The 15,871-nt window shown below is 70.5% G+C and carries 18 protein-coding genes; 14 read left to right on the top strand and 4 right to left on the bottom strand.

Annotated elements, in window-relative coordinates:
- Positions 1 to 86: 86 nt before the first annotated feature.
- Positions 87 to 476, bottom strand: a complete 390-nt coding sequence (locus QZ483_RS07915; protein WP_297082698.1) for a hypothetical protein — start codon at positions 474 to 476, stop codon at positions 87 to 89.
- A 113-nt stretch (positions 477 to 589) separates the two neighbouring features.
- Here QZ483_RS07915 and QZ483_RS07920 point away from each other — a divergent pair, with 113 nt between their 5' ends.
- Genes QZ483_RS07920 through QZ483_RS07930 form a run of 3 tightly spaced genes read left to right on the top strand, consistent with a single transcriptional unit; the run spans position 590 to position 2,783 of the window.
- Complete coding sequence (locus QZ483_RS07920; protein ID WP_297082700.1) at positions 590 to 1,576, top strand: ATP-binding cassette domain-containing protein; 987 nt, start codon at positions 590 to 592, stop codon at positions 1,574 to 1,576.
- Between the two features lies 1 nt (position 1,577).
- On the top strand, positions 1,578 to 2,342 hold the full coding sequence (locus tag QZ483_RS07925; protein ID WP_297082702.1) for an ABC transporter permease: 765 nt from the start codon (positions 1,578 to 1,580) through the stop codon (positions 2,340 to 2,342).
- Between the two features lie 36 nt (positions 2,343 to 2,378).
- Positions 2,379 to 2,783, top strand: coding sequence for a hypothetical protein (locus QZ483_RS07930; RefSeq protein ID WP_297082704.1), 405 nt, complete (start codon positions 2,379 to 2,381; stop codon positions 2,781 to 2,783).
- Here QZ483_RS07930 and QZ483_RS07935 read toward each other — a convergent pair.
- Positions 2,780 to 3,826 (bottom strand): hypothetical protein, encoded by a 1,047-nt coding sequence (locus QZ483_RS07935; RefSeq protein WP_297082706.1) that lies wholly within the window; start codon positions 3,824 to 3,826, stop codon positions 2,780 to 2,782. The genes QZ483_RS07930 and QZ483_RS07935 overlap by 4 nt on opposite strands.
- Positions 3,827 to 3,928: 102 nt before the next feature.
- Here QZ483_RS07935 and QZ483_RS07940 point away from each other — a divergent pair, with 102 nt between their 5' ends.
- From QZ483_RS07940 to QZ483_RS07955, 4 genes are all read left to right on the top strand, one after another.
- Positions 3,929 to 5,107, top strand: coding sequence for a MalY/PatB family protein (locus QZ483_RS07940; RefSeq protein WP_297082708.1), 1,179 nt, complete (start codon positions 3,929 to 3,931; stop codon positions 5,105 to 5,107).
- Between the two features lie 39 nt (positions 5,108 to 5,146).
- Positions 5,147 to 5,740 (top strand): hypothetical protein, encoded by a 594-nt coding sequence (locus QZ483_RS07945; protein ID WP_297082710.1) that lies wholly within the window; start codon positions 5,147 to 5,149, stop codon positions 5,738 to 5,740.
- A 105-nt stretch (positions 5,741 to 5,845) separates the two neighbouring features.
- Positions 5,846 to 6,397 (top strand): copper chaperone PCu(A)C, encoded by a 552-nt coding sequence (locus QZ483_RS07950; RefSeq protein ID WP_297082712.1) that lies wholly within the window; start codon positions 5,846 to 5,848, stop codon positions 6,395 to 6,397.
- A gap of 6 nt (positions 6,398 to 6,403) precedes the next feature.
- Entirely contained in the window at positions 6,404 to 7,636 is a 1,233-nt protein-coding gene (locus tag QZ483_RS07955) for a Dyp-type peroxidase (RefSeq protein WP_297082714.1), read from the top strand.
- 85 nt (positions 7,637 to 7,721) lie between these two features.
- Here the strand turns inward: QZ483_RS07955 and QZ483_RS07960 are convergent, their stop codons facing one another.
- Positions 7,722 to 8,789 (bottom strand): aldo/keto reductase, encoded by a 1,068-nt coding sequence (locus tag QZ483_RS07960; RefSeq protein WP_297082715.1) that lies wholly within the window; start codon positions 8,787 to 8,789, stop codon positions 7,722 to 7,724.
- A 132-nt stretch (positions 8,790 to 8,921) separates the two neighbouring features.
- On the opposite strand from QZ483_RS07960, the gene QZ483_RS07965 reads away from it, so the two are divergent.
- The 3 genes from QZ483_RS07965 to QZ483_RS07975 are packed head-to-tail and all read left to right on the top strand — an operon-like array spanning position 8,922 to position 10,900.
- Positions 8,922 to 9,329: a MerR family transcriptional regulator gene (locus QZ483_RS07965; RefSeq protein ID WP_297082717.1), complete on the top strand. Its 408-nt coding sequence runs from the start codon at positions 8,922 to 8,924 to the stop codon at positions 9,327 to 9,329.
- A 60-nt stretch (positions 9,330 to 9,389) separates the two neighbouring features.
- Entirely contained in the window at positions 9,390 to 10,289 is a 900-nt protein-coding gene (locus tag QZ483_RS07970) for a phosphotransferase (RefSeq protein WP_297082719.1), read from the top strand.
- A 47-nt stretch (positions 10,290 to 10,336) separates the two neighbouring features.
- Positions 10,337 to 10,900, top strand: coding sequence for a GNAT family N-acetyltransferase (locus QZ483_RS07975; protein ID WP_297082721.1), 564 nt, complete (start codon positions 10,337 to 10,339; stop codon positions 10,898 to 10,900).
- A gap of 36 nt (positions 10,901 to 10,936) precedes the next feature.
- On the opposite strand, the gene QZ483_RS07980 is transcribed toward QZ483_RS07975, so the two are convergent.
- Positions 10,937 to 11,362: a polynucleotide kinase gene (locus tag QZ483_RS07980; protein ID WP_297082724.1), complete on the bottom strand. Its 426-nt coding sequence runs from the start codon at positions 11,360 to 11,362 to the stop codon at positions 10,937 to 10,939.
- 76 nt (positions 11,363 to 11,438) lie between these two features.
- Between QZ483_RS07980 and QZ483_RS07985 the strand changes: the two genes are divergently transcribed.
- From QZ483_RS07985 to QZ483_RS08000, 4 genes are all read left to right on the top strand, one after another.
- The gene (locus QZ483_RS07985; protein WP_297082726.1) at positions 11,439 to 11,918 is read left to right on the top strand and encodes a cation:proton antiporter regulatory subunit; all 480 of its coding nucleotides are present in this window, start codon (positions 11,439 to 11,441) and stop codon (positions 11,916 to 11,918) included.
- A gap of 3 nt (positions 11,919 to 11,921) precedes the next feature.
- On the top strand, positions 11,922 to 13,184 hold the full coding sequence (locus QZ483_RS07990) for a cation:proton antiporter (protein WP_297082728.1): 1,263 nt from the start codon (positions 11,922 to 11,924) through the stop codon (positions 13,182 to 13,184).
- 318 nt (positions 13,185 to 13,502) lie between these two features.
- Positions 13,503 to 14,951 (top strand): hypothetical protein, encoded by a 1,449-nt coding sequence (locus tag QZ483_RS07995; protein ID WP_297082730.1) that lies wholly within the window; start codon positions 13,503 to 13,505, stop codon positions 14,949 to 14,951.
- Positions 14,952 to 14,999: 48 nt separating this feature from the next.
- The coding region (locus QZ483_RS08000; RefSeq protein ID WP_297082732.1) for a hypothetical protein at positions 15,000 to 15,871 on the top strand (872 nt) is incomplete at its 3' end.

Genomic DNA, 15,871 nt, shown 5'->3' on the forward strand with positions numbered 1-15,871 from the left:
TGTTCCTGGGGCTGGGCGAGGGTGCGCCGGAGCGTGCGGCGGAGGCGTTCCGGGGACTGTTGGGATGACGGTCGGGACGACCGAACTCAGAGCTCCCCAGGGATGCCGTCTGCGAGGTCCTGACACAGCCGCTCCGACGGAGCGACCCTGTATGGATCGTCCTCTGTGCCCGCTCCCGTGTCCGCAAGGTCGACATGGTCACCGTTTACTACCGAACCATCTGTCGCTCCTACCCACAGTTCCACATCAAGGGGCAGGGCATCAGTGAACTTCAGGACCTCGGAGGTGTCCGGCTCGATCTCGGTCAGACGCCCCGAACTGGTTGCCGACACTTCAGTGATGGCGAAGTAGTAGTTCTCTTCACAGCTGTTCAGAACCTCGACGTACACGCCAGACTGCGAGCAGCCCGCGGTCGCGAGCGCAAGACAGCCCACAGCTCCAGCCAGCAAGTTCGTAGTCCAGGACGTCCTCAGCATCGATGGCAACCTAGCACTCGACGCCACTCAAGCGTGGCTGTCGGAGCACGCCGTTAGCCTGAGACCAGCGCCCGCCGACGGGCGAAGGTGAACCCAGCCCCGGAGGGACCTGCATGAGCACGCCCATTCTCGACGCGCGCGGACTGCGCAAGACCTACAAGGTCCGCGGCCGCGGCAAGGAGGCCCCTCGCACGGTTGAGGCCGTCAAGGGCGTCGACATCACCGTCGACCCCGGAGAGATCGTCGGCTTCCTGGGCCCGAATGGCGCAGGCAAGACCACCACGCTGCGCATGCTGACGACGCTGCTGGACCCCAGCGGCGGGACAGCGACCGTCAATGGCTACGACCTCGCCAAGGACCCGGTGGGCGTGCGGCGGTCGATTGGCTACGTCGCGCAGATGGGCACCACGGACTCGTCGGCTGTCGCCGGCGAGGAGCTGGTGGACCAGGCGCGGCTGTACGGCATCGACCGTGGCGTCGCGGCCGAGCGCGGCAAGGCGCTGCTCAGCGGGCTCGACCTGGACGGGATCTGGGAGCGCAAGTGCGGCACCCTGTCGGGCGGCCAGCGGCGCCGCCTCGACATCGCGATGGGCCTCATCCACGAGCCCCGCATGGTGTTCCTCGACGAGCCCTCCACCGGCCTGGACCCGCAGTCGCGCGCCAACCTGTGGGAGCACATCCGGCGCGTGCGCGACGACTTCGACACGACGGTCTTCATCACCACTCACTACATGGACGAGGCCGACGCGCTCAGCGACCGCCTGCTGGTCATCGACCACGGCGAGATCGTGGGCGCCGGCACGTCGGAAGAGCTCAAGCGGCAGGTGGGCGGCGACCAGGTGCTCCTGACGGCATCCAACACCGATACCGCGCCCGCTCTCGCCGATGCGGCGAGCAGGATTCTCGACGGCGCACCCGCCGAGGTGGACGGCGACGTGGTGCGGCTGACGGTGCCGCACGGCGCGTCCACGCTGCCGCAGCTCCTGCGCGGCCTAGGCGACGACCACGATGTCGTCGGCGTGGAGGTGCGCCGCCCGACCTTGGATGACGTGTTCCTCACCATGACAGGACGCTCATTGCGTGACGAGGTGGAGGTCTGACATGACGATCGCACGCGACACCTGGATCGTGTTCTCCCGCGCCATGCGGCTGAGCCTGCGCCAGCCCGTGTGGGTGGTGTTTGGGCTACTCCAGCCCATCCTGTATCTGGCGCTGTTCGGGCCGTTGCTCGAGACGATCGCTGACACCCGGGCCTTCGGCGAGGACGTCGACGCCTGGCAGATCTTCGTGCCCGGCCTGCTGGTGCAGCTGGGACTGTTCGGCGCGAGCTTCGTGGGCTTCGGGCTCATCTCCGAGTGGCGTGCCGGCGTGATCGAGCGCATGCGCGTCACGCCCGCGTCTCGGGCCTCGCTGCTGCTGGGGCGCGTCATGCGCGACGTGGTCGTGCTGCTCGTCCAGGGCGTCATCCTCGTGCTCACGGCACTGCTGTTCGGGCTGCGGGCTCCGTGGTGGGCGCTGGTGGCTGGCGTCGCGACGGTGGCACTGCTGGGCGCATGCTTCGCGTCGCTGTCCTATGCGACCGCGCTGACGGTGAAGGACGAGGACTCGTTTGCGCCGCTGCTCAACGGCGTCGCACTGCCGCTGCTCCTGCTGTCCGGAATCCTGCTGCCCATGTCGCTCGCGCCGCGTTGGCTCGAGTTGCTCAGCGACCTCAACCCGCTCAAGCACGTGGTGGACGGGGTGCGCGCGATGTTCCGCGGGGACCTCACCGATCCCGTGGCGCTCTGGGGCGTCGCCATCACGATCGCGCTGGTGCTGATGGGTCTTGCGATCGGCACCCGCGTGTTCAAGCGGCAGAGCGCGTGACGGAATCTCCGGGTGCGCGCAGGGGTTGAGGCTCGCATGGCGACGGTGACCGAGTTCGTGGGGGTCTACGACGCGGACGGCGGCGTCCGCGGCGAGGTCACCTATGTCATCGGGCACATGCTCGGACGCGCGCACTGCGCGCTGTGCGACATCACCCACTCGCCGGTGCGCCGCAAACCAGCGTGGGACGAGATGGTCGCCAGCCTGGGAGTCCCCGTGCGCCTGCTGCACCGCAACGAGCTGCACCCGGAGCGGGACTCAGCCCTCGCATCGGCCCTCCAAGGCGAGCCGCTCGCGCTGATCGCCGCGCGGGTGGACGGCGCGTGGCAGATCGCGCTCACGGCACAGGACCTCGACACCGTGGGCGGCGACGTGGACCGGTTCCGCGCGACGCTGCTGTCACGCGTCCGGGAGCGCGGCTGGGACCTGGCGGCCGCCTAGCGCTTCTTGGGCTCGGAAAGACCGTAGGGGTCGAGCAGCCACTCGGTGCCGCCGCAGTCAGCGACGATTCGGTCGCCCTCGAAGGCACCCGCGTACTCACCGCCGGCGGGGACACAGTCGTCGGACGGCGTCGCCACCACCACCTCGTCATCGAACGAGTCCACCTGCAGGTCGTGGACGATCCAGCGCTCGTCCGCCACCGTGCCCAGGCTCGGGTCGATGTACACGCCGTGGTACACCGCTCGCCCCGTCTCCGCATCCACCCAGGCGTCGACGCCGCGATCCTGGCTGAACCCCTCGCGGACCATGCGTCCGATCTCGTCCTGGACCAGGCTGTCGATCCACTCCTCGCCGTCGCGCCACAGCACGCCCGTCGCGTCGCCGTTGGCGTCCCAGGTGATCCACAGCTCGAGGCCGTCGGGCTGGTCTCCCACGAAACCCAGGTTCGCGACGCCGTTGTCGATGCGGTTCGCGGTGCTGATCGCGCCGCCGGTGAAGGTGTAGTCGTTCTCGAGCTGGCGCAGATCGAACTCGATCACCTGCTCGTACTGGGCGCCATCGGCGCGCACGATCCACGCGACCTCGAGTTCCGGATCCCAGTGGACCACGTCGCGGTTGATGGTGGTGTCGAACTCGGCGATGCGGAACAGCTCCTCGGTCGGGGAGACCAGGTAGAGCTCCTGGACGTCTGAGAACCAGGTGTACTGATCACCCTCGCCCACGCGGACCACGGTGACGTTCCAGTCGTCGTCGACGAGATCCCAGACCCAGGGCTGCAGCTGGTAGTAGCTGGGCATGCGGTCGTCCTCGGGAGGGATCACCGCCGGCAGCTGGTGGTCGGTGCCCTGCAGCCACTCCGGGCGCAGGTCCTCCTCGCCCTCACCGGCGGCCTCGGCCGCAGCGGTCGGCTCGTTGCTCGGCTCGCCCAGGAAGCCCTGCTCGCCCAGGAACCAGTACGCGCCGTAGCCAGCGGCGGCGATCACGAGCAGCGTGATGAGCGCACCGATGGGGAACCTGCCGTCGTCTCCGCGCATGCGCTCCATGGGCGGCAGGATAGGTCAGCGCGGGCCCCGGCCCAAGTGCGCGCGCCGTCGACCTGGTCTCACGCACTTGCGTCGCCGGGTCGCGGTTGCCACAGTGTGACGATGGCCGTTCCTGCCCTCGACGCGATCCACCCCAATCCGCTGACCGAATTGACACTCGCGGACCTGCGCCGTCGGACCAGCGCCAAGTGGCGCAAGTACGACCCCGACGTGCTGCCGCTGTGGGTCGCGGAGATGGACGTGCCGCTGGCGGCACCCATCCGCGCCGAACTCGAGCGCGCCATCGCGGATGGCGACATGGGCTACGCCGCCGGCGCGGCCTACACGGAGGCGCTGGCGGACTTTGCCGCGCGCCGCTGGGGCTGGGACGTGTCGCCCGGCCAGATGACGACCGTCACCGATGTCATCACCGGGTACGTGGACGTGCTGTGCATGCTGACCGAGCCCGGCGAGCACATCATCGTCAATTCGCCCGTGTACCCGCCGTTCTACTCGTACCTGCGCGTCGCGGGTCGCGAGATCACCGAAGCGCCCCTGGGCGAGGACCTGCGCATCGACTTCGCGGCGCTTGAGGAGGCCTTCGCGTCCGCGACCACGGGCGGCCGCTCCGCTGGCTACCTGCTGTGCAGCCCGCACAACCCCACCGGCGTGGCCCACACGCGTACGGAGCTCGAGCGAGTCGCGGCGCTGGCGGATCAGTACGGCGTGCGCGTGGTGGTCGACGAGATCCACGCGCCGCTCGTCTACGAGGGCCACGAGTTCGTGCCGTACCTCTCGGTCGACGGCGGCGAGAACGGCTTCGTGCTCCACGCCGCCTCCAAGACGTGGAATCTTGCGGGCATTCCAGCCGCAATCGTCATTGGCGGCGCGGCCGTCCAGAAGGAACTGGCGGCCTACGCGGGATCGACCCACCACGGTCCCACCCACTTCGGGGTGCTCGCGCAGACCGCCGCGTACCGCGAGGGTGAGCCGTGGCTCGACGCTCTGCTCGTGGGCCTCGATCACAACCGGCGCCTCCTGGGAACCCTCATCGACGAGCACCTTGCGGGTGCCGTCTACCGACTTCCCGAGGCCACGTACCTCACGTGGATCGACTGCCGCGGGCTCGAGATCGACCGCGACCCCTCGGCGCACTTCCTGCAGCACGCCCGAGTGGTGCTCAACTCCGGGCCCACGTTCGGCACCGGCGGCGAGGGGCATGTGCGCCTCAACATCGCCACGCATCCCGAGATCATCACGGAGGCCGTGCGGCGCATGGGGGCCTCGACGCACCAGGGCTGAGCACGCGGCTCCCCCGCGGCCGCGTGGGAGAATGTCGCCGTGTCCACCAGCCAGCGCCTGACGCGCGCCGCCCTCGCGGCCGCCGTGTCGACCTTCGTCGCGCTGGCGTCCCACGTGTTGGGCGGCGGCTCGTCTCCCTCCGCGGCTGGCGTCGTGGTCCCGCTGGTGCTGTCCTTCGCGATCTGCATGCAGCTCGCCGGCAAGGCCCTGTCGCTATGGCGGCTCGGCATCGCCGTGACCGCGAGCCAGGCGCTGTTCCACACGCTGTTCGTGCTCGGTTCCGGGGGCACGGTCGTCTCCGGCGGCGGTCACAGCCACCACGGCGGTGACCTGACCGTCACGGCGATGGACACCGCCGCCCACGGCGCGCACGGCGGAGGCCTCATGACCGCGGCGCACATCGCCGCCGCGATCCTCACCACCGCGGCCCTCCACCGCGCCGAGTGGCTCCTCGAGCGCGCGTCGCGGGGGCTCGCCTGGCTCGCGGCACGTCTGCTGCCCCAGGCTCTCCCGACCGCTTCGCCCGTTGTCACCTCCGTGCGCATGCCGGCCCGCGCATCGGCCCCTGTGTCTGTCCGCGACGTCGCGCGCGGTGTGCGCTCGCTGCGCGGCCCTCCCGTTCTGTCTGCCTGACCCGAGCCCGGCCGTCCGTACGGATGCCGCTGGGCGCATCGGCCGTGTCCGATGCCTTCCCCGGAACGGGGCGCCTCACGCCCCACGCAGACAGAGAGAGACACCATGCTTCGCACCACCGCGCGCCTCAGCGCGCTCACGTTCCTGACCGTCGCCGCGCTGGCGGCCTGCTCGCCCGGCTCCGACGGCTCCGACGGCGGCGAGATCACTATCACCGACCCCTGGGTCAAGGCTGTCGACGATGGCATGACCGCAGCGTTCGGCGAGCTCACCAACGGCACCGACCAGGCGATCGTGCTGGTCTCCGCCGCGACCGACGCCTCGCCCATGGTCGAGTTGCATGAGACTGTCACCGGCGACGACGGCGCCGCGATGATGATGCACAAGGAGGACGGTTTCACGATCGAGCCCGGGGAGTCGCTCGTCATGGAGCCGGGCGGCAACCACATCATGCTCATGGGCGTCGACGAGCCCATCGAGGTGGGTGCCGAGGTTGAGCTCAGCCTCGCCTTCGAGGACGGCTCGACGTTCGAGTTCACCGCGGTCGCCAAGGAGTTCGCGGGCGCCAACGAGGAGTACAGCGGCGATGAGGATCACAGCGACCACGAGCACGACCACGGCGACGAGGACGATGACCACGAAGGTCACGACCACTGATCCGCGATGACTGACGCACAGCCCTCGGCTGGCCCGTCCCGCCTCAGCCGGCGGTCGCTCCTCTTCGGAGGGGTGGCCGCCGGCGCGGGCGCGGCCGTCGCGCTCGCCGCCGACCGCACCGGCGTGCTGCCGGCCTCCCGGCAGGCGGAGCTCGATGCCGCCGGCCTCAACGGATCCCGCACGGTGCCGTTCCATGGCGTGCACCAGGCGGGCATCGACACCCCGATCGCGGCGCAGGCGTCGTTCGTCGCGCTCGACCTGCTTCCGGACACGCGGGCCGATGCGCTGGGCAGGATGATGCGCCTGCTCAGTGACGATGCGGCTCGGTTGAGCGCGGGCGAGGGAGCGCTGGCGGACACCGAGCCGGAGCTCGCCGCGGTCCCCGCGGCACTGACCGTCACGTTCGGATTCGGGCCGGAGCTCGTGCGCCGGGCGGGCGGAGCTTCCGCCGTGCCGTCGTGGCTCGCGCCGCTGCCACCGTTCTCCATTGACGCTCTCGAGGACCAGTGGAGCGGCGGCGACCTGCTGCTCGTGGTGTCCTCCGACGATGCGGTCACCGTCGCCCACGCCGTGCGGATGCTGCTCAAGGACTCGCGAGCCTTCGCGACCGTGCGGTGGCGCCAGGACGGGTTCCGGCGCGCGTACGGCTCCGAGGTGTCGGGCACGACGATGCGCAACCTCTTTGGCCAGGTCGACGGGACGACGAACCCTGAGCCCGGGACGGCTGCGTTTGACCGTGCCGTGTGGAGCGCAGACCGGTGGCTCACCGGTGGCACCTCACTGGTGCTGCGCCGGACCCGGCTGGACCTCGACGTGTGGGACGAGGTCGATCCCGTCGCGCGCGGGTTCGCGGTGGGGCGGCGCTTCCACGACGGTGCGCCGCTGACGGGCTCGCGGGAGGCGGACGAGCCGGACTTCGAGGCGGTGAATGCTGCGGGGCTGTCTGTGATCTCGCCCGTGTCGCACATCGCGCGGGCACGGCCCGTCGAGGACCACGAGGTGATCTTCCGGCGCTCGTACAACTACGACCTGGCGCCGACCGGGGACTCGGTGTCCGAGTCCGGCCTGATCTTCACGTCATACCAGGCGGATGTGGCCCGGCAGTTCGAGCCGATCCAGAGCCGGCTCGCCGAGGCGGACCTGCTCAACACGTGGACCACTCCCATCGGGTCCGCAGTGTTCGCGATCCCGCCAGGGTGCGAGCCCGGCGGATTCATCGGGGACACGCTGCTGGCCTGACCGGCTCGAGTGCCGCTGCGCGCCAGCAGGTCCTCAGTGCCCAAACGAGCGCGACTTGGGCACTGAGGACCTGCCAGGACGCGGTTCAGGCGCCGGCGGCCTCGAGCAGCGCGACCTGGTCCGGAGTCAGCTCCACATCCAGCGCCTCGATGCACTCCACGTACTGGTCGAGCGTCCGCGGCCCGATCAGCGGCAGCACGCGCGGCGAACCCTGAGCGAGCAGCCACTGGAGCACGACTTGGTTGCCGGTAGCGCCGGTCTCGCGGGCGACCTGGTCCACGGCGTCCAGTCGGGCCGCAGCGTCCGGCCCCGCATACGGCCCCATGGCCCAGAAGTCGTCGCCGCGCTTGGCGGCGTCCGAGTACAGGCCCTTCAACACGGGTGAGTAGGCCACCAGCTGCAGATCGGGGTGTTCGCCCAGGTAGTCGAGTTGCTCGTCGTCCACGATCGACGCCGTGGCCGCTCCCGCCCGGCGCCGCAGGTACGAGTGCTGCTGCTGCAGCGCCACCGGCTGCGGCCAGCCGTTCGCCTCGCACAGCGCGCGGATGCGCGACAGGCGCCACGTTCGCACGTTGGAGTATCCGTAGGCGCCGATGCGGCCGTCGGCAACCGCCGACGCCAAGAAGGCGAGGGTCTCCTCGAGCGGGGTCGAGCGGTCGTCGACGTGCACGTAGTAGAGGTCGATCGACTCGGCGCCGAGGCGCTTGAGCGAGGTCGCGAGGCTCTCCTCGAGCACGTCCGCGGAGGCTCCCACGAAGTGGTTGCGCGCATACTCCCAATCGGCGCCGTCGTCTCCCCACGCCTGCTCGAACCCGGCGATCCGCGCCGAGCCCTTGGTGGCGAGATGGACGCGGTCCCTGACCCCCGCATCGGCCATCCAGCGGCCGAGCACGGCCTCGCTGTGCCCGCCCTCGTCTCCGGGCGCCTCCCACCAGCAGTAGCAGTCGGCGGTGTCGATCATCGCCTTCGCGGGCGAGCCGTCGGGGGCGTGGAAGCGCGGCGCGACCTCGCCCAGGTAGTGATCGAGGATGCGGCGCGACTCATCCTCGGGGGTGCGGGTGCCCATGAGCATGGCGCCCAGGGCGACGGGGACCACGTGGGTATCGCTGCGTCCGAGCTGGCGCGCAGCCTGCGTGGCGGCGGTGGTGGTCATGACTCCTCCAGTGGTGTCAGGCGGGCCTGGCGGCGCCGCTCGTCATCGACGCTAGGAGTTCGAGCGCGCTCGAAGTCAACAGGTGGCCGAACCCCTTGACTTCGAGTGCACTCGAAGTCCTACGGTGGACGCATGGACGGCATGGGGATCGACGACGTCGCGGTTCAGATGGGCGTGTCCAAGCACACCCTGAGGTACTACGAGCGCGAAGGGCTCCTGCCGCCGGTGGCGAAGGCCGCGAACGGGCACCGGCGCTACACCGATGACGATCTGGGCTGGATCCGCTTCCTCCAGCTTCTGCGCGCGACGGGGATGCCCATCCGCGAGATGAAGGAGTTCGTCGACCTCGCACACGCGGGCGAGCACACCGTCGCGGACCGCGTGGCGGTACTCACGCACTATCGCGAAGCGCTCGTGACCCGCATGGCGCAGGACCGGGACCACCTCGAGCACCTAGATCGCAAGCTCGAGTACTACGAGGGCGTCCTCGCGGCCGCGAACGCGGTCCCCGAGGACATCACCCGCAGCGTCCGAGCATAGGAGCCCTGGGCGAGGGCCCTAGGGAAACGCTGTCCTCCGTGCCAGGCTGGAGGTGTGACGATGATGCGCACGCCCGTCGCGGAGGTGGAGATCTCCGACGACCTCGTGCGCCGGCTGCTCGCGGATCAGCACCCCGACCTCGCCTCGCGGCCGCTGGGACGGCGGATCGACGGGTGGGACAACGCCATGTTCCGGCTGGGTCACGACCTCGCGGTGCGGCTGCCGCGACGCGCGCTCGGCGCGGAGATCTCGGCCGCCGAGCACGAGCACCTCCCCGTCATCAGCCAGCGATGGACCTTTCCCGCCCCCGTCCCGCTGCGCCTCGGAGCCCCTGCCGAGGGATTCCCCTGGGAGTGGTCGGTGGTGCCGTGGATCGACGGGGACATCGCCTTCGACGACCCACTGACGGACCTGGGTGCGCGCGACCTGGGCGTCGCGATCGCACAGATCCAGCAGTCGCCCACCGCGGGCGCGCCCCACAATCCCTACCGCAGCGGGACCCTGCCCGAGGTCGCGGAGCTGTTCGACACGCGCCTGCGCGCGCTGGTCGACGCCGGCGTGGTCGCGATGGATGCCGCCGACGTCCTGCGCGGCCTGGTCGAAGCGGGGGCCGCGATCGACGAGCCCGAGCGGCGGTGGGCGCACCTCGACCTGCACGGCGCGAACGTGATCGTCCGCGGCGGCCGCCTCGCCGGGATCGTGGACTGGGGAGACGCTGCGCTCGCGGATCCTGCGACGGACCTGGGCCAGGCCTGCACGCTCGTGGGCCTCGTGCACGCCGACGCTCTCCTCGAGGCGTACGGCACGGCCGAGGGGCCCATGCGCGTGGGAGCCGGCAGCGAGGGCCGGGCCAGAGTGATGGCCCGGGCCGCCGCGTATGGCGTGACGCTCGCATCGATCGCCGAGGAGCCGTACCGATCGACCGGGCTCGACGCGATCGCCGGCCTCGCGTGGAACTGAGAATCGGACACCGGGCGACGCCCCAGCCCTCGGGATACGCTCGGCACATGGAGATGTTCGCGCCCCTCGAGACCGACCGCCTGCTGCTGCGGGCGATGACGCTGGACGACGCCGAAGATCTCGCGGAGCGCCGCTCGGACACCACAACGGCCCAATACCAGGCATGGCGCGCGCCCTATCCGGTCGAGCGCGCGCGCGAGCTCATCGAGGACGTCACGTCACGCCCTGGCCCGATGCCCGGCCACTGGTACCAGATGGCCGTGGTGCGCCGCCGGGACGACAAGGTGCTCGGCGATGTCGCTCTGTGGCTGTCGGAGAACGGAAAGACGGCCGAGGTGGGCTTCACGCTGCACCCGTGGGCGCGCGGCCACTACTACGCGACCGAGGCCACGGCGAGGCTGGTCGACTACGTGGTCTTCGACCTCGACGTCCACCGCGTCGAAGCCTCCACGCACCCGCACAACGTCGACTCGATCAAGGTGCTCGAGCGCATCGGCTTCATTCCCGAGGGGATTCGCCGCGAGCGCTACTGGGTCGAGGACGAGGTGTCGGACGACTCGATGTACGGGCTGCTCGCGCGCGAGTGGAAGGCGCGCCGCGAGCAGGACTGACCTGCGGACGGGGCCGATGCGGTGGCCGGGTGACGCTCAGAAGTCGCCAGGTGCGACCTGCAGGCACGTGAGCCCGAGCTCGTCGCGCCACATGTCCACCACGTGGTTGCGATCGTCGAGCACGCACAGCACCTCGAAGCGTGGCTCGATCTCGCGCTCGTAGATCTCCCGCTTGACGATGCCGTCCGAGCGGTCGTCGTCGTCCGGGCGCAGGTGCAGGCCCTCGTAGGGCACCGGGAGGTGGGTGCCGAGCCACCACTCGGTCTCGGTGCGCGAGACCTCCTTGCGGCCGGAGATGATCACGACCGTGTGGCCAGCCTGGTGGAGAGCGCGCACCACCTCGATCACCGGGTTGTTGGGAGTGTCGAGGTCGTAGCCCGTCGTGGCGAAGGGGTGGCGGTTGCCCATGTGGGCGAGGGTGCCGTCGAGGTCGACCAGGATCGCGGAGTCACGAGAGCTCATGTTCCGCAGGTTATCCGGCGCGTCCCGTCGGGCGCCACGAGGAGGGACGCCGAGCGGGGGTGGCAGACTGGGCGCCATGGACATCTATGAGACTCCGCTTCCCGGCATCGGCGTCCGGTACGAGTTCCAGGCCGAGGGAGGCGACCACGTGGGCGTGGTCGTCCGCCGCGACGGCAAGCGCGACATCGCGCTGTACGACCGCGAGGACCCCGATTCGTGCAAGGGCACAGTCGAGCTGTCCGAGGGCGATGCGTCCAAGGTCGCCGAGCTCCTGGGCGGCACCAACATCACCGCACGGCTCGACACCCTGCGGCACACCGTCGAGGGTCTCGCGATCGAATGGGTCACGATGCCGGCGAGCGGCGGGCTCACCGACCGCACGATCGCGGACGGCCGCATCCGCACCGAGACCTCGGCCTCGGTGGTGGCGGTGATCCGCGGCGAGACAGGGTTGCCGGGCCCCGAGCCCGACTTCGTCCTGAGGGCGAGCGACACCGTGCTCGTCATGGGTTCCACGGAGGCAGTGCGCCACGCGACCGCGATCCTCACGGGCTGACCCATGCCGCCCCTGCCCCTGCCACTCGAGGTCCTCCCCGAGCCCGACGCCAGTCACGCGGGAGAGGTGCTGATCGAGCTCGGGATCATCCTCCTGGTGCTGGCGCTGCTGGGGCGCATCGCGGTGCGCATCGGCATCCCTTCGATTCCGCTGTACCTGCTCGCCGGCGTCGTCATGGGAGACGGCGGCTTCATCCCCGTGAGCGCCGGCGAGGAGTTCCTCGAGGTGGGCGCCGAGATCGGCGTGGTGCTACTGCTCCTGCTGCTGGGTCTGGAGTACTCGCCTCAGGATCTGCGCAACGGACTGAAGTCGAACTGGGTCGCGGGACTGGTCGATGGACTGGCGAACGCGGTGCCCGGCTTTGCCGTGGGCCTCATGATGGGCTGGTCGCTCACCGCCTCGCTGCTGCTCGCGGGCGTCACCTACATCTCGAGCTCCGGCATCATCGCGCGGCTACTCGATGACTTCGACCGTGTCGCGAACCGCGAGACGCCAGTGCTGCTGAGCCTGCTGGTCATGGAGGACATCGTCATGGCGGTGTTCCTGCCCATCATGGCCGTGCTGCTGGTGGGCGCGACCCTGATCCAGGGAGCGATCGCCGCGGGCATCGCGCTGGGAGTGGTCGCGGTCGCCTTCGTGGTGTCGATGCGGTTCTCCGAGAACGTCTCGCGGCTGGTGCACTCGCACTCCCGCGAGCTGCTGCTGCTCACAGTGCTGGGACTGACGTTCCTGGTCGCCGGGCTGGCCGATGCGGTGCAGGTCTCCGCGGCCGTGGGGGCATTCCTGTTGGGGCTGACCCTCTCGGGTCAGGTCGCGGACGACGTGCGCGGCCTGCTGCCGCCGCTGCGCGACGTGTTCGGCGGGCTGTTCTTCGTTTTCTTTGGCCTCACGATTGATCCGCGCGACCTGCTGCCGGTGCTGCTGCCCGCGCTGGGGCTCGCCGTCGTCACCGCGATCACCAAGATCTACACCGGCATCTTCGCGGCGCGACGCAACGGGATTGGCCCCAAGGGCCAATGGCGCACCGGCCTGTCGCTGGTCCCGCGCGGCGAGTTCTCGATCGTCATCGCCGGGCTCGGCGTCGCCGCGGGCGCGCAGTCGCAACTGGGGCCCTTCACTGCGGCGTACGTGCTGATCCTCGCGGTGGGCGGCTCGCTGCTGATGCGCTTCGCGGACAAGATCCCGCCGCCGTTCAAGCTCAGCGGCCAGAGCTCGTGGAAGCCCATCCCGCCCGCGAAGCCACCTCTCCAGCGTCCGATGCTCTGACGGTCGGCGGCGGCGTGCGTCGGGCAATGTCTTGACCCACGCGACCGGCACGAATCCCCACACCGGACCGGACCTTTTCGCGCCCTTGACCCGGCGCGAGATCCGTCGGAATTTCGCCTCCGAAACGGTCTCCAGCACCCCCGCCGGCATGTGAACATTGGTGAGCCGCCCCATCTGAGCGGGCGGCGCGCCGGCCACGTCGCGCAGGTGAGGTGGCAAGCGCCCGAGGCAGACTCGGGCGCCAGCCCTCCGAGCTGGATTCCCACAGCAGAGCTGTGCCACGCGAGGGGGCGTCCTGAGCAACACAAGGACTTCGCAGTGCTCTCCCGCTACCTCGACATTCTCGCCACCCCTGGCGCCCGCGCCTTCGCAGGGTGGGGCCTCCTCGCCCGCCTCCAGATGGGCCTGACCGGCCTGGCCACGTTCCTTCTCGTGCAGATGCAGTACGGCTCGTACGCGTGGGCGGGCATCGTGCTCGCCGCGATCGCCGTCTCCTACGCGATCATCGCTCCGCAGGTCGCCCGGCTGATCGATGCGCACGGGCAGGCCACGGTCCTGCGCTGGGGCTTCGCGATCGCTCTCGCCGGCCGTGCGGCCATGCTGGTCGCCGTGGCGATGGAACTGCCACTGTGGGCGCTCATCGCGATCGCGCCCACCTTCGCGGCGGGCGGCTCGCAGTCCACCCTGACCCGCGCGCGGTGGGCGCACGTCCTCAAGGACCGCACCCGGCTCGACAGCGCCTTCGCCCTGGAGTCCTCGCTCGAGGAGATCATCTGGATCCTGGGACCCGCCGTGGCGACCGTGCTCGCCGTGTCCGTGGCGCCGTGGGTGCCGTCGGTGATCGCGATGCTCTCGCTCGCCGTGGGCGGCTACGTCTTCCTGTCGCTCAAGGACACCGAGCCCCCCGCTCGCCGACACACAGCCGACGCGGGCCTGGCCGAGGCCGCGCTCGCCGTCGCCCCGGCGACCGCGGCAGCCGCCATCGCCCTGCCTCCCGTCACGGGTGCCGCCGCGCGCCCGATCCGACGGCGCAGGCCCTTGTCGGGGCACCTCCTGGTGACGGCCCCCGCGCTGGCGATCGCCGCCCTCATCTTCCTCACCCAGGGCGCGATGTTCGCGGCGATCGACGCGTCCGTGGTCGCGTTCGCCGAGGACCTCGGCGCGAAGGGTGCCGCAGGGCTCATCCTGGGACTGTGGGCGGCCGGATCGCTCGTGGGCGGGCTCGCGTACGGGGTGATCGCGTGGCGCCGCACGCTCGCGACGCGACTGTTCTGGGGCGTCACCGCGACCGGACTGTTCGCGGTTGCGCTCGTGTTCGCACCGTCCCTGTTCGTGCTGGGCGGGCTCCTGTTCGGCATGGGCCTGTTCATCGCTCCCAACATGGTGATCGGCGACGGTCTGGTGCACCACTCGATCCCGCGCGCCCGCATGACCGAGGGCATGACGTGGACCCGCACGGGCATCGACCTCGGCATGGCGATCGGCGCATGGACGGCGGGCGCCGCCATCGACGCGCGCGGTGCCGGAGCCGGCTTCGCGGTGACGGCGGCCGCTGGCCTCGCGGGGCTGCTGGTGGTGGCCTCGGCGTGGCGCTTCATCCGGTCACGCCCCTCGTTCGAGGAGGCTCCCGCGGTAGTCCCGATCGAGCACGCACCCGGCCACGTGGTGGCCGTGGGCCGCGCCGATGCGCGGGCTGGGCTGGCCACCGATGTCGCGACCGGTTCGTTCTCGGCTGAGCCAAGCGAGTCGTCGCGCGTGCCCGTGTAGCGCGCCCGAGCCGTTGCCGCTTCAGGCCCGATGCGCTTGGATCGGCCCATGCGCAAGGGAGCTCTCGTGGTGGCGACAGCCATCGTCCTGGCCGGCTGCTCGGGCGATGGCGGCACGGGCGTGGGCCTGACGGCGTCGGCTCTCCCCGACCCTGCTGTCACCGTCACCGACGCACCTGACCCGGCCACCACATCGGCGCCGGTGGATGCTGGCGTGTACGCGATCGAGTGCGACCCCGCCGACCACGCGCGCGCTGACGCAGTCACCGTGCTGGGGCCCGGCGAGTGGCGCGTGGGCGGCTGGAATCACATCACCGGGGTCGGGTCCTTCGCGGGCGCGGCGCTGGCGCCCACCGACTACGCGATCACCGCGGAGAACTACCTCGAGCAACCCGACTGCGGGGGCCAGCGCGCGCTCGAGACCGTGCTCGTGAAGAAGACCTACGACTGGGACCGGCAGCACGCGAACGGCATCGAGGCGACGTTCCGCACCGCGGGTCTGGTCTTTGGCGACGTGCAGGACATCGTGCTGGAGCTGCGCGTGGATGCGGACCGGACCGCGATTCCCACCGCTGCCGACCTCGAAGAGGCGTACGGCGCGCTGCTGGCCGGGGACCAGCTCGCCGCGCTCGACACCCAGGAGATCAACCTGGAGCTCACGCTCTTCGGCGACGGCACGGCCGCCGGTGCGCAGACCATCAATGCCGGGGCCATTGTCGCGGTGGACCCCCTGGAGTTCACGGACGGCTGGGTGCGGGTGGCGGTGCCGCGCGAGGAGCTGACGTTCTACACGGAGACCGACTACGTGCGAACGAACGTGGACGCAGGGGCTCACGGCGGCATCGTGGTCGAGGGCCTGCGCATCAACCCCGAGACCGCCGAAGGTGCGACCGTGCGCCGGCTGATGATCGAGGCCGGCGG

Source organism: uncultured Demequina sp. (genome assembly GCF_913055775.1).
GTDB lineage: Bacteria > Actinomycetota > Actinomycetes > Actinomycetales > Demequinaceae > Demequina.